19 protein-coding genes are annotated in these 20403 nt (G+C 70.6%); 14 read left to right on the forward strand and 5 right to left on the reverse strand.

The annotated features are described in order from the left end of the window. Nucleotides 1–141: 141 nt before the first annotated feature. Both TN53_RS19145 and TN53_RS47350 read left to right on the forward strand, forming a co-directional pair. Entirely contained in the window at nt 142–1314 is a 1173-nt protein-coding gene (locus TN53_RS19145) for a thiolase family protein (RefSeq protein ID WP_046259767.1), read from the forward strand. 6 nt (nt 1315–1320) lie between these two features. Next, complete coding sequence (locus TN53_RS47350; RefSeq protein WP_159038160.1) at nt 1321–1491, forward strand: hypothetical protein; 171 nt, start codon at nt 1321–1323, stop codon at nt 1489–1491. Here TN53_RS47350 and TN53_RS19150 read toward each other — a convergent pair. Continuing rightward, on the reverse strand, nt 1472–2950 hold the full coding sequence (locus TN53_RS19150) for an aldehyde dehydrogenase family protein (RefSeq protein WP_046259768.1): 1479 nt from the start codon (nt 2948–2950) through the stop codon (nt 1472–1474). The genes TN53_RS47350 and TN53_RS19150 overlap by 20 nt on opposite strands. 251 nt (nt 2951–3201) lie before the next feature. On the opposite strand from TN53_RS19150, the gene TN53_RS19155 reads away from it, so the two are divergent. Next, entirely contained in the window at nt 3202–4461 is a 1260-nt protein-coding gene (locus TN53_RS19155; protein WP_199924612.1) for an amidohydrolase family protein, read from the forward strand. 41 nt (nt 4462–4502) lie between these two features. On the opposite strand, the gene TN53_RS19160 is transcribed toward TN53_RS19155, so the two are convergent. Both TN53_RS19160 and TN53_RS19165 read right to left on the reverse strand, forming a co-directional pair. Then, nucleotides 4503–5501 (reverse strand): LLM class flavin-dependent oxidoreductase, encoded by a 999-nt coding sequence (locus TN53_RS19160; RefSeq protein WP_046259770.1) that lies wholly within the window; start codon nt 5499–5501, stop codon nt 4503–4505. A gap of 78 nt (nt 5502–5579) precedes the next feature. Next, nucleotides 5580–6353, reverse strand: a complete 774-nt coding sequence (locus TN53_RS19165; RefSeq protein ID WP_046259771.1) for an enoyl-CoA hydratase/isomerase family protein — start codon at nt 6351–6353, stop codon at nt 5580–5582. A 113-nt stretch (nt 6354–6466) separates the two neighbouring features. On the opposite strand from TN53_RS19165, the gene TN53_RS19170 reads away from it, so the two are divergent. The 3 genes from TN53_RS19170 to TN53_RS19180 are packed head-to-tail and all read left to right on the forward strand — an operon-like array spanning nt 6467 to nt 9335. Further along, the gene (locus TN53_RS19170; RefSeq protein ID WP_046259772.1) at nt 6467–6772 is read left to right on the forward strand and encodes a hypothetical protein; all 306 of its coding nucleotides are present in this window, start codon (nt 6467–6469) and stop codon (nt 6770–6772) included. A 15-nt stretch (nt 6773–6787) separates the two neighbouring features. Then, entirely contained in the window at nt 6788–8299 is a 1512-nt protein-coding gene (locus tag TN53_RS19175; RefSeq protein WP_046259773.1) for a class I adenylate-forming enzyme family protein, read from the forward strand. A gap of 4 nt (nt 8300–8303) precedes the next feature. Then, nucleotides 8304–9335 (forward strand): phosphotransferase family protein, encoded by a 1032-nt coding sequence (locus TN53_RS19180; protein ID WP_046259774.1) that lies wholly within the window; start codon nt 8304–8306, stop codon nt 9333–9335. Nucleotides 9336–9416: 81 nt separating this feature from the next. On the opposite strand, the gene TN53_RS19185 is transcribed toward TN53_RS19180, so the two are convergent. After that, on the reverse strand, nt 9417–10190 hold the full coding sequence (locus tag TN53_RS19185) for an SDR family NAD(P)-dependent oxidoreductase (RefSeq protein ID WP_046259868.1): 774 nt from the start codon (nt 10188–10190) through the stop codon (nt 9417–9419). 14 nt (nt 10191–10204) lie between these two features. Further along, complete coding sequence (locus tag TN53_RS19190; protein WP_046259775.1) at nt 10205–11524, reverse strand: acyl-CoA dehydrogenase family protein; 1320 nt, start codon at nt 11522–11524, stop codon at nt 10205–10207. A gap of 104 nt (nt 11525–11628) precedes the next feature. Here TN53_RS19190 and TN53_RS19195 point away from each other — a divergent pair, with 104 nt between their 5' ends. From TN53_RS19195 to TN53_RS19230, 8 genes are read left to right on the forward strand one after another with little or no spacing between them, the layout of a single operon-like run. Beyond that, entirely contained in the window at nt 11629–12861 is a 1233-nt protein-coding gene (locus tag TN53_RS19195) for a CaiB/BaiF CoA transferase family protein (protein ID WP_046259776.1), read from the forward strand. Nucleotides 12862–12885: 24 nt separating this feature from the next. Then, nucleotides 12886–14085 carry a cytochrome P450 gene (locus tag TN53_RS19200; RefSeq protein ID WP_046259777.1) on the forward strand — a complete coding sequence of 400 codons (1200 nt, stop codon included), beginning with the start codon at nt 12886–12888 and terminating at the stop codon, nt 14083–14085. 6 nt (nt 14086–14091) lie between these two features. Continuing rightward, nucleotides 14092–14559 carry a VOC family protein gene (locus TN53_RS19205; protein ID WP_046259778.1) on the forward strand — a complete coding sequence of 156 codons (468 nt, stop codon included), beginning with the start codon at nt 14092–14094 and terminating at the stop codon, nt 14557–14559. Next, the gene (locus TN53_RS19210; protein ID WP_046259779.1) at nt 14556–15695 is read left to right on the forward strand and encodes an acyl-CoA dehydrogenase family protein; all 1140 of its coding nucleotides are present in this window, start codon (nt 14556–14558) and stop codon (nt 15693–15695) included. Before TN53_RS19205 ends, TN53_RS19210 begins: the two co-directional genes overlap by 4 nt. Nucleotides 15696–15699: 4 nt before the next feature. After that, entirely contained in the window at nt 15700–17211 is a 1512-nt protein-coding gene (locus TN53_RS19215; protein ID WP_046259780.1) for a class I adenylate-forming enzyme family protein, read from the forward strand. Continuing rightward, a complete protein-coding gene (locus TN53_RS19220; RefSeq protein WP_046259781.1) occupies nt 17208–18458 on the forward strand; it encodes an FAS1-like dehydratase domain-containing protein in 1251 nt (416 codons plus the stop codon). Before TN53_RS19215 ends, TN53_RS19220 begins: the two co-directional genes overlap by 4 nt. A gap of 17 nt (nt 18459–18475) precedes the next feature. Further along, the gene (locus tag TN53_RS19225) at nt 18476–19240 is read left to right on the forward strand and encodes a crotonase/enoyl-CoA hydratase family protein (RefSeq protein WP_046259782.1); all 765 of its coding nucleotides are present in this window, start codon (nt 18476–18478) and stop codon (nt 19238–19240) included. Beyond that, nucleotides 19237–20388: a CaiB/BaiF CoA transferase family protein gene (locus tag TN53_RS19230; protein WP_199924616.1), complete on the forward strand. Its 1152-nt coding sequence runs from the start codon at nt 19237–19239 to the stop codon at nt 20386–20388. The genes TN53_RS19225 and TN53_RS19230 overlap by 4 nt, the downstream gene beginning before the upstream one ends. The last annotated feature ends 15 nt before the right edge of the window (nt 20389–20403 follow it).

A 20403-nucleotide genomic window follows, 5' to 3' on the forward strand; every position in this document is an offset into this window, starting at 1 on the left:
CGGTCTCCGCGAGATCCAGTACCGAAGCAACCTCATCGACGGATGCTTCACCGAAACTGGCCTCACCTTGCCGACATCACGGCAACAAGGTCAGTAGCGGGCTCTCTGTCGGACACCATCTCATTTAAGTACTCTGAATTCATGGTTGATGCCGTTCTTCTCTCCGCGTGCCGCACCGCGATCGGAACCGCCCGCCGAGGAACCCTGCGAGACACCGACGCCTTCGAACTCGCCGCGGTCGTCGTCCGCGAGGCCGCGCGTCGCAGCGGACTGCCGGCCGAGCAGATCGACGACGTGGTCCTGGGCGAATCCCTGGCAGGAGGCGGCGACATCGCCCGCCACGCGGCCCTCCGGGCGGGACTCACCCACGTCCCCGGTCTGGCCCACAACCGGCACTGCGCCTCCGGCCTCGCGAGCGTGGCGAGCGCCGCGGCCGGTGTGCGGGCCGGGATGGACCGGGCGGTCATCGCGGGCGGGACACAGTCGTCCTCCACGGCCCCGGTGGCCCGGCGCCGGATCCCCGGCACCGACGACTGGCAGGACCCCTGGATGTCGCCGACCCATGTCTCGACACCCGAGGCACCCAACAACGACATGGCGATGTTGGTCGGTTGGAACACGGCACAGCGGGCCGGTCTCACCCGTGAGGAGATGGACGCCTGGGCCCTGCGGTCGCACGAGCGGGCCATCAGGGCTGTCGAAGAAGGCCGGTTCGCCGACGAGATCGTGCCCGTCGAGGTCACCGACCGGGACGGGACGGCCTCGGTGTTCGACACCGACGAGCATCCGCGCCGCGACACCAGCCTGGAGAAGCTGGCCGCGCTCAAGCCGCTGCACCCCGAGATCGAGGGGTTCTCCATCACCGCCGGCAACTCCAGCGGAGTCAACGACGGCGCGGCCGCGGTCCTGGTCGCCGGCTCGGACGTGGCCGCCGCGCACGGACTCACCCCGATCGCGACCGTCCGGTCCTGGGCGAGCGTGGGAGTCGACCCCGTCGAGACAGGGCTCGCGCCGATCGCCGCCATCCGCAAGGCGCTTGACCGTGCCGGGCTCGGCATCGGCGACGTCGACCTGTACGAGATCAACGAAGCCTTCGCCGCGGTGGCCCTCGCCACCACCCGCGAACTGGGCCTCGACCCGGAACGGGTCAACCCGTTCGGCAGCGGGTGCAGCCTCGGCCACCCGATCGCGACGACCGGCACGCGCATGGTCGTGACGCTCGCGCACGAGCTGCGCCGCAGGGGCGGCGGAACCGCCGTCGCGGCCATGTGCGCGGGCGGCGGCATGGCCTCGGCCATGGTCCTGACGGTGTGAACGACGGTGATCGAGGCCGGAGCCGAAGGACGGGGGTGCCACTGGGCGGACGGCGTGCTGTGGCTGACCGTGCCCGACCAGGCAGGGGCGCCGGCCTGCGGCGAGCAGATGCCCGGCGTGAAGGTCACCGTCGACTTGCGGCCGGGCGGCATGCGCCTCAGCGTGCCGCCCAGCTGACCGTCTTGGTCTGGAGATACTCCTCCAGCCCGAACTCGCCCCACTCCCGGCCCAGTCCGCTCTGCTTGTACCCACCGAACGCGGCCCGCGGATTCACCCCGGCGCTGCCGCCGTTGATCGCGACACCGCCGGCCCGAATGCGGGACGCCATCTCGTACGCGGCCAGGGTGTCGGCGCTCCAGACGGCACCGGCGAGACCGTACGGACTGTCGTTCGCGATCCGGACCGCCTCCTCGTCCGTACGGAACGGGATGACGACACCGACCGGTCCGAAGAACTCCGTACGCGCGATGGTCATGTCGTTGTCGACGTCGGCGAAGAGCGTGGGCTCCACGAAGTAGCCCCGGTCGAGTCCGGCCGGGCGCCCGCCCCCGGTGACGAGACGTGCGCCCTCCTTCTCGCCGGTCCGGATCAGCCTCTCGACCTTGGCCCGCTGAGCCTCGCTGATCAACGGGCCCATGGTGGTCGACGAGTCGGCCGGATCACCGACCCGGACCTGGGCGAGGGCCGCACTGAGCCGGTCGACGAGTTCGTCGTGGACGGACTCGTGAACCAGCGTGCGGGTCAGCAGGGAGCAGCCCTGGCCGGCGTGGGTGGTGATGCCCGTGAGCGCCGAGCGGACGGCGCCGTCCAGGTCGCCGTCCGCTCGGACGATGTTGGCCGATTTGCCGCCGAGTTCGAGGACGACCTTCTTCAGGGAGGCCGCGGCCTGGGCGTAGACCGTGCGCCCGACCGTGTCCGAGCCGGTGAAGCTGACGAGGTCGACCATGGGGTGGGTGGTGAGTTCGCGGCCTGCCTCGATGTCACCCGTCACGATGTTGAGCACGCCCGGCGGAAGTCCGGCGGCGTCGGCGAAGTCGCCGATCAGGAGGGATTCCAGAGGGGTGGCAGGCGCCGGCTTCAGTACGGCCGTACAGCCCGCCGCGAGGGCCGGGATCACCTTCATCATGCTGAGGAAGAACGGGAAGTTGTAGGCGGAGATCAGGGCGCACACACCGAACGCCTCGCGGCGCAGCACTCCTTGGGAGATGCCGATGCCCGGCCCGATCGTCGGCTCCATCGGGCGCTCCCAGGCGAAGGCCGGCATCACGCGCTCGGCCATGTCCCGCAGATGCGTCACCGGGACCCGGGTCTGAAGGGTCTCGGCCAGCACCCGGACCGAGCCCGCCTCGGCCATGTTGACCGCCACGAGTTCGGGCAGCCGGCGCTCCATCTCCTCCGCCATGCGCAGCAGCACGGCCGCCCGTTCCGCGGGCCTCATCCGCGGCCAGGGACCCTCGTCGAAGGCGCGCCGGGCCGCCTCGACCGCCTGACGTACGTCCGCGGGGGACGAGCCGGGGACCTCCGCCACCGTCTCCTCGGTGGCCGGATTGCGGACGAGCAGCGAGGCGTCCGACCGGCCTTCCGTCCGGCGTCCGTCGATGTAGAGCTGCGCTGAGAACGAGTACGCCGTCGTCATGCCGTCTCCTGATCGCCTACAGCGTGGGTATTTGAGTGTACTGAATTGAAGCCTCTCGGGAAGGTGAGGCGAGACGTCAGCTTTATGTCGGCGGTCGGTCAGTCTTTGGAGCTGCGCTGATCCACTATTCCGTATGCTGAATCATTGACTAGACCGATCGGTACAGCTAACTTCGGCCTCATCCGCGGGGTGGGTTCTGGCACGAACGACGAGGTTCGAAAGAGGTACCGCCTGTGTTCAAGGAATTTGTCGTGTCCGGCGATTCGCACATCATCGAGCCGGTCGATCTCTTCAAGGCCCGGTTGCCCAAGCATCTTCGCGAGCGGGCACTGTGGGAAGAGGAGTTCACCCTGGACGAGCCGATCGTTCCGGGCGGCCACACCGAGTTCAAGAAGCTGCACACCATCGGGTTCGACGGCTGGACCATCTCCAAGTACCGCCAGATCGGCGGGGAGACCCCGGACGGCGACCCGGAGCACATCATCCGTGACATGAACCTCGACGGCGTCGACGCCTCGGTCATGTTCCCCAACCTCTCGCTGTTCGTCCTGTTCACCGACGACCACGAGCTGTCCATGGCACACGCCCGCGTGTGGAACGACTACCTCGTCGAGCGCTATCTGCCCTACAAGGACCGGCTGCGCCCGACGGCGGCGATCCCGCTCACGGACGTCCCCGAGGCAGTGGCCGAGATCGAACGCTGCGCGCGGATGGGACTCGGGGCGATCCTGCTGCCGGAGATCCCGCCCCTGCCGTACTACGCGCGGGAGTACGACCCGGTCTGGGCGGCGGCCCAGGCGCACGGGCTGCCGGTGTTCATCCACGTGGCCACCGGCGGAGTGAAGGTCAGGGAGGAGGTGTCCGGGACGGCGGTGACCGTCCGGGGCCTGATGACGGCCATGAACATGGGCAAGGGCAACCTGACCGACGACATGGTGGCGGGCCGGACCATGGGTACCGCGGTCGGCTCGTCCGTCGCCAGCCCGCAGGGCATCATCGCCAGCCTCGTCGGCGGAGGCGTCTGCGAGCGCTTCCCGGACCTGCACTTCAACCTGATCGAGTACACGGCCGGCTGGCTGGTCTCCTTCATGGGCTACATGGACAAGGCCTGGAAGACCGGCACCGGCCAGGACCCCGACTGGTGGCTCGGCTTCTGGGACGACAACCGGGGGCCGAAGGAGCAGCCCTCCATGGGACGGCTGTTCGCCATCAACGACCAGTGGCCCTACCCGCTCAAGCCCACCGACTATGTCCGCCGTCAGATCCACGTCCAGTTCGCGGACGACCCGACAGCCGTCAAGGCCCGCCACATCACCGGTTTGTCGACGGTCATGTGGGGCAACGACTACCCGCACGCCGAGGGCACCTTCCGCAGCAGCGCGGAGTGCATCGCCGAGAACTTCGAGGGCGTCCCCGACGAGGACCGCGCGGCCATCCTGGGCGGCACACTCGCCGACGTCGTGCACTTCGACAAGAGCAGGAAACTGGCGCCGCTTCCGCAGGACGCCTGATCCACCGCGGCGACCGGCCCCGGAGCGCCGGGGCCGGTCCCTCAGTCCTGATCCGGCACGGAGCCGAGCAGCGCGAGACCGGCCAGGGCGTAAGCGGCCCGGCGCCGAGGGCTCACCAGGAAACTCGGGGGCGCGAAGTAGCCGACGTCACGGGGCAGGGATCCGGCGCGGCGGGCGAGGGTGTCCTTGGCGTCGGCGGTCGTCCCGCACACGGCGATCTCGGTGACCATCTCGTCGGTCACCGCCCGCGCCATGGCGTCGGTGTCGCCCGCCCGGAACGCCGTACGCAGCCGTGCGACGGGTTCCTCCCAGCCGTGGCGGACCACATAGGGGTCGTACGTCTTGACCGTGAGGTAGAAGGCGATCATCCGCCGTGCGTCGGCGACCGCCCGTTCGGGAGCGTCGTCGTCGACCGCCGTGATGATCCAGCCGTGTTCGATCGGACGCGCCCCGCCGTCGCGGCCGCGCTCGGCGGAGGGCCGTACGACCTCGTTCCACCACGAGTCGGTGAACAGACCGTGCCCGATGACCCCGTCGGCGACCCGGCCCGCGGTCGCGGCCATACGGGTGTTGAACGCGGCGAGCAGGACCGGGATGTCCAGCCGGCCGAGTACCGGGGCGCGGACGTCCGCGTCGAGCGAGTAGAACTCGCCGGAATAGTGGATGCGTTCGCCGTTCTCCGCGTGCAGCCAGGCTCGTACGGCCCCGACGGTCTCCGCGATCCGGTCCACCGGTCGTTCGGGGGGTACACCCAGCCAGTCCCGGTTGATCCGGAACGCCGCGCTGCCCAGGCCGAGGAACAACCGGCCCGGAGCCTGGGCGTGCAGATGGCGCAGGGCGGTCGCGTGTGCGTAGGGGGTGCGGGCGAACGCGTAGGCGATCGCGGGGCCGGCCAGGGCGTGTTCGGTGTTCGCCACGATGTCGGCCACGGTGAGGTAGGCGTCGTGGTCGGCGAACTCCCCGGCACAGAAGGCGCTCACACCGGCCTGCTCGGCCTCGCGTCCGACGTCCCGCCCCGGCCATGGCATGCCGAACCGCATGAGAGCCTCCCACTGGTCACCCTGAAGCCGGATGCTGCCTTAATAAAGGACACTTATTTAAGGGAGGGTAGGGGAGTGTCAGCGCAGTGTCCACTGCCCCCTGGGCACCGCGTCGCGCTCGACCTCGGCCTTCCCGATCGGGTTGCCGATCTGTGTGTACGACAGTCCGGTGCGCAGCGCCTGAGTGCGCGTGGAGTCCAGTGACTCCCAGATCGCCCGCACGGTGCCCTGGATCGCGGCGGGCGGTTTGGCGGCGATGAGGCGGGCGATGTCGTCGGCCCGCTGCCACAGGCCCTCGCGCGGCAGTACCTCGCTGACCAGGCCGATCTGGAGGGCGCGCGTCGCCGACACTCGCTCGTCGAGGCCGAGCAGGGCGATACGCAGCGCCTCGCCGAGCGGGATGCGCCGGGCGAGTCCGATCGGTTCCAGGGCCGCCGTGAGTCCGTAGCTGACGTGCGGGTCGAAGAAGGTGGCCTCCTCCGAACAGATCATGATGTCGGCCTCGTTGAGCCAGTAGAAGGCGCCGCCGGCGGCCATGCCGTGCACCGCGCACACCAGGGGCTTCCACACCTGGTTGAGCTTGGGGGAGAGGTACTCCCCGGGATCGGTCTGCGACCAGACGTTGGGGTGGCGGTCGATGCCCTCCTTCACGTCCATGCCCGTGCAGAAGGCCCGGTCGCCCGCGCCGCGCAGTACCACGACCCGCACGTCGTCGTCGGCCTTGACGATGTGCCAGAGGGTGCTGAACTCCTCCAGCATCCGCTGGTTGAAGCCGTTCATGGCCTCGGGCCGGTTGAGAGTGATCGTGGCGATGTGGTCGGTCACCTCGAACAGGACGGTCTTGAGTTCCATCCGGCAGCTCCGCTCGCGACGTTGATCTCGACGTGATCTGGATAAGTAGTATACTCTTCTCTGGTACTCGGGACCCCTGACTCGGTACCACGAGAGCCGCGGAGGACACTGCGATGAGGCCACGCGTGGGGCAGATGCTCGGCAGTACGGTCGACACGACGGCGGTGATCGTCGTGCGGTGCCCGGACGAGGACCTGGAGATCACGTGCGGCGGGGCGGCCATGGTCGAGGGAAGCGGGCCCGCGGTCACCGGTACGCCCGACCCCGACCTGATGGGCGGCGCACTGCTGGGCAAGCGGTACGCCGACGAGGACCTCGGTGTCGAGTTCCTGTGCACGAAACCCGGGCCGGGAACACTGGCGGTGAACGGCGTCCCGCTGCCCATGAAGAGTGCCAAGCCGCTCCCGGCCTCGGACTGAGGGGACGGGCGGCCGGTGAACCTATCGATGCTGCTGGACATGGCCGCCGAAGGATTCGGCGACCGGGTCGTCATCGGGCGTACGGCGGAGGGTCTGACCGCCGGACGACTGCGCGAACTGGCCCTCGGCGGAGCCCACTTGGTGAAGGCGGCCGACGCCGACGCGATCGTGTACCTCGCCGTGAACGGCCCGGCCCTCCCGGTCGCCCTGTTCGCCGCGGCCCGCGCCGGAGTACCGCTGATCCCGGTCAACTACCGCCTCGGCGAGGCCCAGCTCGACACGCTGCTGGCGAACCACCCCCGCGCGCTGGGCATCGCCGACGCGGAACACGGCGAGGCGTTGCGCCGCGCCGGACTGCCGGTCCTCAGCCCGGCCGAATGGCTGGCGCAGGCCGACGGGCACCCCGCCGACAGGGATCCCGAGCCATCCGACTCGCCCGCCGTCCTCATCTACACCAGCGGCACGACCTCCACCCCGAAGGGCGTGGTCCTGCGCCACCAGAACCTGGTGTCGTACGTGCTCGGCACAGTGGAGTTCGCCGGCGCCGACCCCGAGGAGGCGGCCCTGGTGAGCGTGCCGCCGTACCACATCGCCGCCGTCTCCAACGTGCTGACGAACCTGTACGCGGGACGCCGGGCGCTGACACTGGAGCAGTTCACGCCCGAGGGCTGGCTCGGGTTCGTACGTCGGGAGCGCGTCACCCACGCGATGGTGGTCCCGACGATGCTGGCCCGCCTCATGGACACCGACGGCCTGGACCGGTCGGTGCCCTCGCTGCGAGCGCTCGCCTACGGGGGAGCCAGGATGCCGGTGCGGGTCATCGAGACCGCGCTGAACGAGTGGCCGCGCGTGGACTTCGTCAACGCCTACGGGCTCACCGAGACCTCGTCCACGATCACCGTCCTGGGGCCGGAGGAACACCGGACGGCCGTGGCGAGCGACGATCCGGCGGTTCGGGGCCGGCTCGGCTCGGCCGGACTGCCGGTGCCGGGTGTCGAGTTGGAGGTCCGGGACGTGTCCGGCGAGGTTGTCGCAGTCGGCGAGACCGGCCAGATCTGGGTGCGCGGGGAGCAGGTGTCGGGCGAGTACGCCGGGCGGGGTTCCTCGGTCGACGCACGGGGCTTCTTCCACACCCGTGACCAGGGGCGCCTCGACGCCGACGGCTATCTCCACATCGAGGGCAGGGCCGACGACACGATCATCCGCGGTGCCGAGAACATCGCGCCCGCCGAGATCGAGGACGTCCTGCTCGGCCACCCGGACGTGCTCGACGCGGTCGTCGTCGGCGTCCCGGACGAGGAGTGGGGTCAGCGGATCGAGGCGGTGGTCGTGCTGCGCGAGGGGGCGACAGTCGACGCGGACGCCCTGCGCGCGCAGGTGCGCGGCACACTCCGTGGCTCGAAGACGCCGGACCGCATCACCCGCTGGCGAGAGCTGCCCCGCACCCCGACCGGCAAGCTCGTACGCCGCGACATCGTCGAGGCGCTGACCGCCGAACACAGCCACGCCGTCGGCCGACAGGGATGAGGACATGAGCGTCATCACGAACAGCGCCGACCTGACCGCGGAGTTGACGGAGCGCACGTCCGTCGTGCTGCGGGGCTGGGCTCCCGAGGCCACGGTGAAGTCGGTCGAACCGCTCACCGGCGGCACGTCGAGCCTGACGTACGTGGCCACGCTGGTGGGTGTCCCCGCCGGGTACGAGCGCGTCGTCCTCAAGGTCGCCCCGCCCGGCCTGGAACCGGTCCGCAACCGGGACGTGCTGCGGCAGGCGCGGCTCATGCAGGTGCTGGCGGGAGTGGCGGGCGTACAGGTGCCGAAGGTGTTGTTCGCCGACAAGGGCGCGCCGATCGCCCGCCAGCCCTTTGTCGCGATGGAGTTGGTGGCCGGGGAGTGCCTGGAGCCGGTGCTGGTGCCTCGGGGGACCGTTCCCGCGGGGCAGGTGCGGGCCCGGGCCCTCGACGCGGCCCGGATGCTCGCCCATCTGCACCGGGCGGACCCGAAACGAACTCCCCTGGCGGTGGAGCCCGTTGTGACACTCGGCGCCGAGATCGACCGCTGGACCCGGGCGTTCACGACCGTCCTCGAGGACCTGCGCACCGGCTACCGGGCGGTCGCGGACCGGCTGCACGCCACGGTGCCGGACGCGATGATGCCGGTCTTCACGCACGGCGACTACCGGCTCGGCAACACCCTGTGCGAAGGCGACTCGGTCACCTCGATCATCGACTGGGAGATCTGGGCGCTGGGCGACCCCCGTGTCGACCTGACCTGGCTGACCTTCTTCACCGACGAGGCCCGGCACCCGGCCTCACCCTCCGACGAGCCGACCGGGATGCCGGTCAAGACCGAACTGATCGACGCCTACCAGGAGATCAGGGGGGAGCCGCTGAGAGACCTGGGCTGGTTCGAAGCCCTGACCAAATACAAGGAGTCGGCGGCGACCGCGCTGCTGATCAAACGCGCCCGAAAAGCGGGGGAGTTGAAGGACATGCACCGCCGGATGCTGCCCGCACTGCCGGTGCTGCTGGAGGAAGCGACGGAACTGCTTGGAAGGGTCTGAGCTGCAGTGCCCCCGAAGGGGCGCGGGGAACTGCGCGACCAGCCACGACGGCGCCGCAGAAAACCAACGACACTTCGCGCCTCAGTACAGCCCGCCGTCCACCCTGATCAGCGACCCGGTCGTGTAACTGGACGCATCACTCGCCAGATACAACGCCGTGCTGATGATCTCCTCGGGCCGCCCCGGCCGACCCACCGCACTCCGCGTCGTCCGACGCTTCTCCTGCGACCAGGCCTTCGAGACATCGGTCAGGAACGGCCCGGCCGATATCGTGTTGACGCGCACCGTCGGCCCGTACTCCAGAGCGAACACCGTGGTGAGCGCGTTGAGCGCGGCCTTCGCACCGGCGTACGGCCCGAACCGCGGCTGCGGGAACAGCGCTCCCGAGGAGGACACGTTGATGATCGAGCCGCCCTCCCCCTCGGCCATCCGCTGCCCGATCAGCGAGGCGAGGCGGAAGGGGCCCTTGAAGTTGACCCCGATCACTTTGTCGAAGAGCTCCTCGCTGGTCTGGGCCGACGACGGGGCCACCGGCGACATCCCCGCGTTGTTGACGAGGACGTCGACCTTCCCGAACTCCTCGTATGCGGCGTCGGCGAGCCGGCCGAGGTCGTCCCAGCGGCCCACGTGCGCCGCGACCGGCAGCGCGCGCCGGCCTAGGTCGCGGACCTCCGCCGCGGCCGTCTCGCACGCGTCGAGCTTGCGGCTGGCGATCACCACGTCGGCGCCCGCGGTGGCGAAGGCCCGCACCATCTCCAGGCCCAGACCCCGGCTGCCGCCGGTGACCAGCGCGACCTTGCCGGAGAGGTCGAACAGGTCGGCGGGTGCGATGGACTTGTCGTCACGCCCGCTCATCTCACGCCCGTGCGTCACGCGTCCACCCGCCCCGACAGGCTGTCGTCCTCGATGATGTGCGCGTACCGCTTGCGGGCCGCCTCCAATTTCGGCGGGATGTGCTCGCTGGGGAACAGCCCCTCGGCGGGCCGGTAGTTCTTCAGCAGCTGCTTGGCGATCGTGGTGCGGTGCACCTCGGTCGGGCCATCGGCCAGGGCGAGGTTCGGCGCGGCCATCCACCACTTGGCGAGCGGGAGTTCGCCCGTGGTGCCTAGCGAGCCGTGCAGATGGACCGCCCGCTGGATGATGTCGTGCAGCACCTTGGCCGTCTGGACCTTGCACATGCCGATCTGGGTGCGGGCGGCGCCGTGCGGCTGGGTGTCGATGATCCAGGCGGTGTTGAGGACGAGCAGCCGGAACTGCTGCAACTCCACCCAGGAGTCCGCGATGAACTGCTGCACCGCCTGCTTGTCGGCCAGCAGCGTGCCCTGCGTACGGCGGGACAGCGCGCGCTCGCACATCATGTCGAAGGCGCGGGCGCACTTGCCGACTGTCCGCATGGCATGGTGCACTCGGCCCCCGCCGAGGCGAGCCTGGGCCACCTTGAAGCCCTCGCCGGGGCCGCCGAGCATCGCGTTCAGTGGGACGCGGACCTGGTGGTAGCGGAGGTAGGCGTGGATGCCCTCGCCGAGGTTCTCGCGCTCGTCCATCGTGCCGACGTTGCGCTTGATCTCGATTCCGGGTGTCTCGGCCGGGACGATGAACATCGACATCCGCTGGTGCGGCGATGCGTCGGGGTCCGTGACGGCCATGACGATGAGGAAGGCCGCGTAACGGGCGTTGGAGGAGAACCACTTCTCTCCGTCGATCACCCACTCGTCGCCGTCCCGCCACGCGCGGCACACGAACTCCTTGGGATCGGCGCCCGCTTGCGGCTCGGTCATCGAGAAGGTGGAGACGATCTCGCCGTCGAGCAGCGGCTGTAGGTAGCGCGCCTTCTGCTCCTGCGTGCCGAACATGGCCAGGATCTCTGCGTTCCCGGTGTCGGGGGCGGCGGTGCCGAACACCGTCGGGGCCCAGTAGGAGCGGCCGAGGATCTCGTTGAGGAGGGCGAGCCTCACCTGACCGTAGCCGGGGCCGGCCAGTTCGGGGCCGAGGTGACAGGCCCACAGACCCTGTTCGCGGACCTGTTGCTGCAGCGGCCTCAGGATCGCGCGGGCCTTCTCGTTGCGGGTGTCGTACGGGTCGCCGCCATGCGGGAAAAGGAGGTCGAGCGGCTCGACCTCCTCGCGTACGAAAGCCGCCGCCCAGTCGAGCTTGGCCTGGAAGTCAGGGTCGATCGTGAAATCCAGCATGCCGAAAACAGTATACTTATTGTTGCTCTCGGTCCATACTCTGAGGCAGACTCGGCGCATTGGGTATGCGCAATAGCGATGTGAGCCGCAGAGGAGTTGGTCTGATGCAGAGGCCGATGGAGGGCGTGCGGGTGCTCGAGGTCGCGCAGTTCACCTTCGTCCCGGCGGCCGGTGCCGTGCTCGCCGACTGGGGTGCCGACGTGATCAAGATCGAGCACGCCGAACGCGGCGACGCCCAGCGCGGGTTGGTCCGGGTGCTCGGATACGAGGCCGCCAGCAAGGGGTCGTCGTTCTTCCCGATCATGGAGGGGCCCAACCGCGGCAAACGCAGCGTCGGCCTCGCGCTGGAGAAGCCTTCCGCACGCCCCGTGCTGGAGGAACTGATCCGCAACAGCGACGTGTTCCTCACGAACTTCCTGCCCGAGGCGCGCGCGAAGCTGCGGATCGATGTGGAGGACGTCCGGGCGATCAACCCCGACATCATCTACGTCCGCGGCAGCGGCTTCGGTGCCCGTGGCGAGGAGGCGGGCAAAGGCGGCTACGACAGCACGGCGTTCTGGGCGCGCGGCGGAAGCGCCGCCGGTGTCACCCCGCCCGGCGCGGACCGGATGACCCGGATGCCGGCCGGCGCCTACGGCGACTCGATGGGCGGCATGACCATCGCCGGGGGTATCGCCGCCGCCCTCTACTCCCGCGCCCGGACCGGTGAACCGTCCGTCGTGGACGTGTCGTTGGTCGGCGTCGGCGCCTGGGCGACACAGTTCACGGTCAACCTCGCCCTGATGAAGGGCGGCCCGCTCCCGGTCAACACCCCGCCCCGGCACGGCTCGGCCACCAACCCGCTCATCGGCGCCTACCGCACCGCGGACAACCGCTGGGTCGAACTGTCGATGCTGCAACCCGGCCGCTACTGGGCCGAGTTCTGCAAGCTGGCCGGCCGTGACGAACTCGGAGCCGACGAACGCTTCGACAGCACCGAGAAGTTGATGGCCAACGCCGCCGAGGCAGCGGACATCGTCGCCGACCTCATCGCCTCCCGCCCCTGTGCGGAGTGGGTCGAGATCCTCTCCCGGGGCGACGGCCAGTGGGCGGCCGTCCAGAACGCCTGGGAGGTCGGCCAGGACCCCGCCCTGCGCGCCAACGGCCTTGTCGCTCCCATCGTGGACGCCGACGGCGTCGACCGCGAACTGATCGCCAGTCCCGTTCAGTTCGACGAGACCCCGGTCAGCCTCACCCGGGCACCCCAGTTCGCGGAACACACCGACGAGGTCCTGCGCTCACTCGGCCTGAGCGAGGACCAGCTGATCGCGCTCAAGATCGACGGCGCGGCGACCTGACGGACGTACCAGAGAGGAGCCGTGATGAGTACGACGCTCGAACCCGAGGGAACCCACGACGGCCTGCCCGCCTACCACTTCGACAACCGGCTCGGCGGCCCCGTCCTCAGCCACCAGGAACGCTGGGACGAGATGGCCGGCACCCACTCCGGGTTCCGCAGCACCATCGCCCGCGGCTACTGGGTCGTCACGGACGGCCCGGAGGTCCAGAAGGCGCTCCAGGACTGGCGGACCTTCTCCAACAAGTCGGTGACCGCGCTCGAACCGGACCCGAAGTTCCTGTGGATCCCCGAGATGCTGGACCCGCCCGTGCACAACGTGTGGCGGCGGCTGCTCGGCCGCTACTTCTCCCCGAGCGCCGTCGCCGCCCGGGAACCGGAGGTCCGGCAGGTCGCGGGGGAGATGATCGACGAGTTCAGAGGCCGTGACGGCGCCGACGTGCTCGACGACTTCGCACGCCGCTTCCCGACCCTGATCTTCATGCGGCTGATGGGCCTGCCGGAGGAGGATCTGGCCACCTTCCTCGCCTGGACGCACGAACTGCTGCACCTCTCGCACGGCGAGGACCCGGACGGCGCCCGGCAGATGACCGCCATGCGCGAGGTGTCCGCCTACTTCGAGGAACAGATCGCCCTGCGCCGCAGGACACCCCGCGACGACCTGCTCTCCCACGCCATGACCTGGACGATCGACGGCGAACCCATCGATGACCGGGACATGCACGCCTTCTGCATCCTGATGTTCCAGGCCGGCTTCGACACGGTCCCGATCTCCATCGGCTGGGCGCTGTACCACTTCGCCACGCACCCCGGGCAACGGGCGGAGATCCTCGCCGACCCGTCCCTGATCCCCACCGGGGTCGAGGAGATCCTGCGCGTCTACTCGTTCGTCGTCCCGGCACGGAAGGCGACGAAGGACGTCGAGATCGGCGGCTGCCCGGTCAAGGCGGGCGAGATGGTGATGCTGCCGCTCGCGGTCACCAACCGAGACCCCGGGCGGTACGACAACCCGCTCCAAGTGGACCTGCGCCGCAAGACCACCAACCACATAGCGTTCGGCTCGGGCCCGCACCGCTGCCTCGGCTCCCACCTGGCCCGCCTCGAACTCAACGTGGCGGTCGAGGAGTGGCACCGGCGCATCCCCGACTACCGGATCGCGCCCGGCCAGGAGTTGTGGCAGCACGGGAACATGTACGGCATCAAGTCGCTGCGTCTGGAGTGGTGACCCACCATGACCACTCCTCTCAGCGCGGCGGATCTGTACCACACCGGGATCGTCGTCCCGGACATCGAGGCCTGGAAAGCCCGCATGAGCGAGGTCGCGGGCTACCGCTGGACCGAGACCATGACCGGCGAGGTACAAGTGCGCCTGGCCGACGGCGAACGCGCCCTGCGACTGCGGTACGCCTACTCGCTCGACGCACCGCACATCGAACTCGTCCAGGAGGTCCCCGGCACCCCCTGGACGGCGGCCGAACGCATCGCGACCCACCACCTCGGCTACTTCTGCGACGACGTCCCGACGACGTCCAAGCGGCTGGAGGAGGCGGGCTTCCCCCTGGAGGCGTGCGCGATCGTCGACGGCAGCCCGGCGGTCTTCGCCTACCACCTGGACCCCTCCGGCGTACGGATCGAGATCGTGGACCGCGCCCGGATCCCGGACTTCGATGCCTACCTGCGCTCCAGGGCGTCGACGTGACACTGACGTTCACCGAGGAGCACGAAGAACTCCGCGCGACCGTCCGCCGCTTCCTGGTGGACAAGGCGCCGAGCGAGGCGGTGCGCCGCACGATGGAGTCCGAGGAAGGGCACGATCCGCTGCTCTGGCGGCAGATGGCGGACCAACTCGGCCTGCACGGAGTGGCGTTGCCGCCGGATTGCGGTGGCTTCGGCGGCGGTCCCGTCGAGTTGGGGATCGTCCTGGAGGAACTGGGCCGGGTCCTGCTGCCCTCGCCGTACTTCGCCACCGTGGCCCTCGCCGGGCAGGCCCTCGCGGCGTCCGGCGACGACGCGGCGAAGGCGCGCTGGCTGCCGTCGATCGCCGACGGTTCGCTGACGGGCACGCTGGCGCTGGCCGAGGAGAGCGGCTCGTGGAACGTGCAGGACGTGGTGGCCCGGGCGGACCGCGCCGACACCGGGTGGCGGGTGTCGGGCACGAAGATGTTCGTCATCGACGGACACAGTGCCGACCTGCTCCTCGTCGTGGCCCGCGCGGACACCGGCCCCGCCCTGTTCGCCGTCGACAGCGGGGCGGGCGGGCTGACCCCCCCCCGCCCGGGGACGCTCGACCCGACACGACGGCTGGCCCGGATCGACCTCGACGGCGCTACGGCACTGCGGGTCGGACCGGAGGGAGACGCCACCGGGTATCTGCGCACGGTGACCGACCTCGCGGCCGTGGCGCTGGCCGCCGAGCAGATCGGCGGGGCGCAGGCGTGTCTGGACGCGGCGGTGGAGTACGCGAAGGTGCGGGTGCAGTTCGGCCGTCCCATCGGGTCGTTCCAGGCGGTCAAGCACAAGTGCGCCGACATGCTGCTGAAGATCGAGTCCGCCCGCTCGGCGGCCCATCACGCGATGGCGGTCGCGGCTGAGGGAGCCGATGAGCTGCCGGTGGCGGCGGCGGTCGCCGCGGCGTACTGCGCGGACACCTTCACCCACGTCGCCAAGGAGAACATCCAGATCCACGGCGGCATCGGCTACACGTGGGAGCACGACGCGCACCTCCACCTCAAACGCGCGAAGTCGTCCGAGCAGCTCTTCGGCAGCCCGGCGGTACACCGCGGACGGCTGGCCGACCTGGTCGGCATCTCCGCAACCACGGCGACGGAAGGCTGAGTACGTGGGAATTCGCGACCGCCTGTCCCGACTGCTGGCCGAAGCGGCCGCCGACACCGAGGCGATCGAGCACGACGGCGAGTGGTGGACCTGGGGGCAGGTCCAGCGGACCGCCCGGCAGGTCGTCGAGCGGCTGGACGCGGCGGGTCTGCGGGCCGAGGCCCGCGTCGGTGTCGTCCTGGAGAACCGGCCCGAGCACGTCGCCGTGGTCGCCGCGGTGATCGCCTCCGGACGCTGCCTGGTGATGCTGAGCCCGTTGCAGCCCGCCGCGCGACTCGCGGCCGACATCGCGAGCTGTGAGCTGTCCGTCGTCGTCTCCGGCGCCGAACCCCTGGCCCGCGAGGGCGTGCTGGCGGCGGTGACCGCGCACGGAGCGGCCCTGGAGCTCGGCCCGGACGGCACCCTGCGGCCCGCCGGCGGCACGGCACCCGCCGCGGCCCCGGTCAACCCCGGCGTCGTCGTGGAAATGCTCACCTCGGGCACCACCGGCCCCCCGAAACGCGTCCATCTGCGGGTCGGCCAGCTCGACCAGGCGCTGGTCTCCGGCGGCCAGATTCCGAAGCACGACCGCCTGCTGTCGCGGTCGGCGGCACTCGTCGCCGCACCCCTGGTGCACATCGGCGGACTGTGGCGGGCGCTGGCCTGTCTCGCGACCGGGCGCCGCATGCTCCTGATGCCGAGGTTCGCCGTCGAACCCTGGGTGAGTGCCGTGGAGCGGCACCGGCTGCGCGCCGCGAGTCTGGTGCCGGCGGCCATCCGCGCCGTGCTCGACGCGGGCGTGCCGAAGGAGCGGCTGGCGAGCCTCCAGGTCATCACCTCCGGGACCGCGCCCTGCCCCGCCGAACTCGCCGACGGGTTCTTCCGGACGTACGGCATCCCCGTCCTGATGACCTACGGGGCCACCGAGTTCGCCGGAGCGGTCGTGGGCTGGACGCTGCCGTTGCACAAGCGCTGGTGGCAGCGCAAGGCGGGCAGCGCCGGACGCGCCTTCGACGGGGTCGAGCTGAAGGTGACCGGCGAGGACGGTGCCGAACTGCCCCTCGGCAGGACGGGCCGCCTGGAGGTCCGTACCGAGCAGAGCACCCGGGGCGGCCGGGCCTGGACACGCACCAGCGATCTCGCCCGCATCGACGCCGACCGGTTCGTCTGGATCGAGGGGCGTGCGGACGACGCCATCATCCGCGGCGGCTTCAAGGTGCAGCCGGAGACGGTCAGACGCGTCCTGGAGTCCCACCCGGCCGTACGGGAGGCGGCCGTGGCGGGGCTGCCGGACGCCACGCTGGGCGAGGTGCCGGTCGCGGCCGTCGAGACCGAACCGGGCCGGCCCGCACCGGACACCGCCGAACTGGTCGCCCTGTGCCGCGGCCGGCTCACCCCGTACGAGGTCCCGGCACACATCCTCGTCCTCGACGCACTGCCCCGGACCCCGTCGAGCAAGGTGAGCCGGGTGGACCTGCTGGACCTGGTCCGCGCCCGGATCGCCCAGCAGGACCGCGTGAAGGAGATCCGAGCATGACGGAGACGCAGGAGAAGACCGCCGACACCTTCGGCATGCTCACCGACGAGGCCGTCGAGCGCTCCCGCCGCCGCCTCGGCGTCCCCCAGCCCCAGCGCAACCCCCCGCACAACTACGAGGTGACCCGGGACGGCGTACGCCACTTCGCGTACGGCTACGGCGACGACAACCCCCTCTACTGCGACCCGCACCACGCGTCCGGAACCCGGTGGGGCTCGCTCGTCGCACCGCCCACCTTCCTGTACACGATGGGAGAGGACGCCGCCCCGCAGCCGGACCCGCAGACCAAGGCACTGCTCAAAGGCGACCCCTTCGCCGGGCTCGGCTCCTACCAGGCGGTGATGGAGTTCGAGTGGTGGCGCCCCCTCCGACTCGGCGACCGCTGCCGGGTGCTGCAGACCCAGGTGGGCGTCCACCTCAAGCCGAGCCGCTTCGGCGGACGCACCGCACACGTCGTCCGCGACTACCTCTACGCCAACGGGCGCGGCGAGATGCACGCCCTCAGGCGCGGTACGTGGATCAACGCCGAGCGGCACACCTCGAAGAAGCGGGCCAGGGAGCAACTCGTCCAACAGCCCTACACCCCCGAGCAACTCGCCGAGATCGACGCGGCGTACGCGGCCGAGACCCGGCGCGGCTCTCAACCCCGCTACTGGGAGCACGTCGAGATCGGCGAGGAGCTCCAACCCCGGGTCAAGGGCCCGCTGACCACCACCGACGTGGTCGTCTGGCACCTGGGCTGGGGCATGCAGCTCACCCCGCCCGGCGCGTTCGGGATCGCCGCGCGGGTGCGGCGCAAGGCGCCCGGCCTGTATCCGCCGAACCCGCTGAACGTCCCCGACACCGTGCAGCGCCTGCACTGGGAGCCGGAGCGGGCACGGGAGTTGGGACTCCCGGGCCCCTACGACTACGGCGGCATGCGCGAGACGTGGCTCTGCCATCTGCTCACCGACTGGATCGGTGACGACGGCTGGCTGTGGAAGCTCCGCTGCGAGCACCGCAGGTTCAACTACCTCGGCGACACCACCTGGGTACGCGGCACCGTCGTGGACAAACGACAGGTGGACGGGCGGGCCGAGGTGCACATCGAGGTGCGCTGCGAGAACCAGCGGGGAGAGGTCACCACCCCCGGCACGGCCGTCGTCCTCCTGCCGACTCGCGACCGCGCCGTCGCACTCCCGGCACCGCCCGCCGACGACCTGGACGGCATGGTCGCCCATGAACTGGCCCGGTGCGCCGTCAACTGACAATCCCGGAGGCATACGTGTCGGACGAAGTACTGGTGGAACGCCGTGGCGCGATCCAGGTCATCACGATCAACCGCCCGGCGAAGAAGAACGCGCTGGACGCCGGAGTGGCCGCCGGAGTCGCGGCCGCGGTCGACGAACTCGACGAGTCGGACGAGCTGCGCGTGGGCGTGCTCACGGGCGCGGGCGGCACGTTCTCGGCGGGGATGGACCTCAAGGCATGGCTGCGGGGCGAGACGCCCGCCATTGAGGGCCGTGGCCTGTGCGGCATCAGCATGACCCCGCCGAACAAGCCGCTGATCGCCGCGGTCGAGGGCTGGGCCCTGGCCGGCGGCTTCGAACTCCTGCTGGCCTGCGATCTGGTGGTGGCCGCCCGCACGGCACGGCTCGGCGTGCCCGAGGTGACCCGGTCGCTGGTCGCCCGCGCCGGCGCCGCCCTCCATCTGCCGCGCCGCGTCCCGTACGCCATCGCCCTGGAGCTGCTGCTCACCGGGCAACCGATCGACGCCGGACGAGCCGCCGCCCACGGTCTGATCAACCGCCTCACCGACGAGGGCGGCGCGCTCGCGGGCGCACTGGAACTCGCCGAGACGATTGCGGCCAACGGCCCTCTGGCGGTCGCGGCGACCAAGCGGATCGCCCGCTCCACCGCCGATTGGACCCTGGACGAGGCGTGGGGCAAGCAGTTCGACATCGCCGAGCCGGTGTTCCAGTCGCACGACGCCCGGGAAGGGGCGGCGGCGTTCGCCGAGAAACGGCCGCCGGTCTGGAAGGGACGCTGACCGTGACGGCGAAAGCCGGAGGCGACGGGGCGTCCGCCAACACGGCGGGACCTCTCGCCGGCTGCCGGGTCGTCGAGCTCGGCGGCATCGGACCGGGGCCGTTCGCCGGGATGCTCCTGGCCGACCTCGGCGCGGAGGTGGTCCGCGTGGACCGGCCCGGGCGGGCGGACGAACCGGACGCGGGCGGATCGGCGGACGTGCTCAACCGGGGGAAGCGATCGGTCGTACTCGACCTCAAGCAGCGGGAATCGGCCGCCGCGCTCCTCCAACTGGTCGAGAGCGCCGATGTGTTGATCGAGGGCTTCCGTCCCGGCGTCACCGAACGTCTCGGCATCGGACCGCACGACTGCCTCGCCCGCAACCCCCGTCTGGTCTACGGCCGGATGACCGGCTGGGGCCAGGACGGCCCCCTTGCCGCCGCGGCCGGGCACGACATCACCTACATCGCGCTGACGGGCGCGCTCGGCGCCATCGGCGACGCGGACGGCCCGCCGCAGGTCCCGCTCAACCTCGTCGGCGACTTCGGGGGCGGCGGCTGCTACCTCGTGATCGGCGTCCTGGCCGCGCTGCACGCCGCCGCCCGTACCGGACGCGGCCAGGTCGTCGACGCGGCCATCGTCGACGGCACCGCCCACCTCCTCGCCAGCACCTTCGCCAAACTCGCCCGCGACGAATGGACCGACGAACGCGGCGTCAACCGCTTCGACGGCGGCTGGCCCTTCTACGCCGTGTACGAGACCAGGGACGGCCGCCATGTAGCCGTCGGCGCGCTGGAGCGCAAGTTCTACCGGAGCCTGGTCGACCTGCTCGGCCTGGACGTGGACCCGGACCGACAGCACGACCGGTCCCACTGGCCGGAGCTGCGGCAGGCGCTGGTGAAACGCTTCGCGGAGCGCACCCGTGACGAATGGGCGGAGCTCTTCGAGGGCACCGACGCCTGCGTGGCACCCGTCCTGAGCCTCACGGAGGCGGCCGCTCACCCCCATCTCGCCACCCGGGGAAGCCTTTTCGTCCGCGACGGAGTGGTCCAGCCCGCCGCGGCTCCCCGCTTCTCGGCGACCCCGTCACGTCCGGGCCGTGCGGCCCCGGCCGTCGGCGCGGACACCCGAGCAGTGTTCCGTGACTGGGGTGTGCGGTTCCCCGAGTGACCCGACCGACCTGAC

Origin of the sequence: Streptomyces sp. WM6386, from assembly GCF_000972385.1 — a bacterium.
Lineage (GTDB): Bacteria > Actinomycetota > Actinomycetes > Streptomycetales > Streptomycetaceae > Streptomyces.

Coding starts and splice junctions, on each gene's coding strand:
- TN53_RS19145 (WP_046259767.1), top strand. CDS start 142: ATGGTTGATGCCGTTCTTCTCTCCGCGTGCCGCACCGCGATCGGAACC.
- TN53_RS19150 (WP_046259768.1), bottom strand. CDS start 2,950: ATGACGACGGCGTACTCGTTCTCAGCGCAGCTCTACATCGACGGACGC.
- TN53_RS19160 (WP_046259770.1), bottom strand. CDS start 5,501: ATGCGGTTCGGCATGCCATGGCCGGGGCGGGACGTCGGACGCGAGGCC.
- TN53_RS19165 (WP_046259771.1), bottom strand. CDS start 6,353: ATGGAACTCAAGACCGTCCTGTTCGAGGTGACCGACCACATCGCCACG.
- TN53_RS19170 (WP_046259772.1), top strand. CDS start 6,467: ATGAGGCCACGCGTGGGGCAGATGCTCGGCAGTACGGTCGACACGACG.
- TN53_RS19180 (WP_046259774.1), top strand. CDS start 8,304: ATGAGCGTCATCACGAACAGCGCCGACCTGACCGCGGAGTTGACGGAG.
- TN53_RS19185 (WP_046259868.1), bottom strand. CDS start 10,190: ATGAGCGGGCGTGACGACAAGTCCATCGCACCCGCCGACCTGTTCGAC.
- TN53_RS19190 (WP_046259775.1), bottom strand. CDS start 11,524: ATGCTGGATTTCACGATCGACCCTGACTTCCAGGCCAAGCTCGACTGG.
- TN53_RS19195 (WP_046259776.1), top strand. CDS start 11,629: ATGCAGAGGCCGATGGAGGGCGTGCGGGTGCTCGAGGTCGCGCAGTTC.
- TN53_RS19200 (WP_046259777.1), top strand. CDS start 12,886: ATGAGTACGACGCTCGAACCCGAGGGAACCCACGACGGCCTGCCCGCC.
- TN53_RS19205 (WP_046259778.1), top strand. CDS start 14,092: ATGACCACTCCTCTCAGCGCGGCGGATCTGTACCACACCGGGATCGTC.
- TN53_RS19220 (WP_046259781.1), top strand. CDS start 17,208: ATGACGGAGACGCAGGAGAAGACCGCCGACACCTTCGGCATGCTCACC.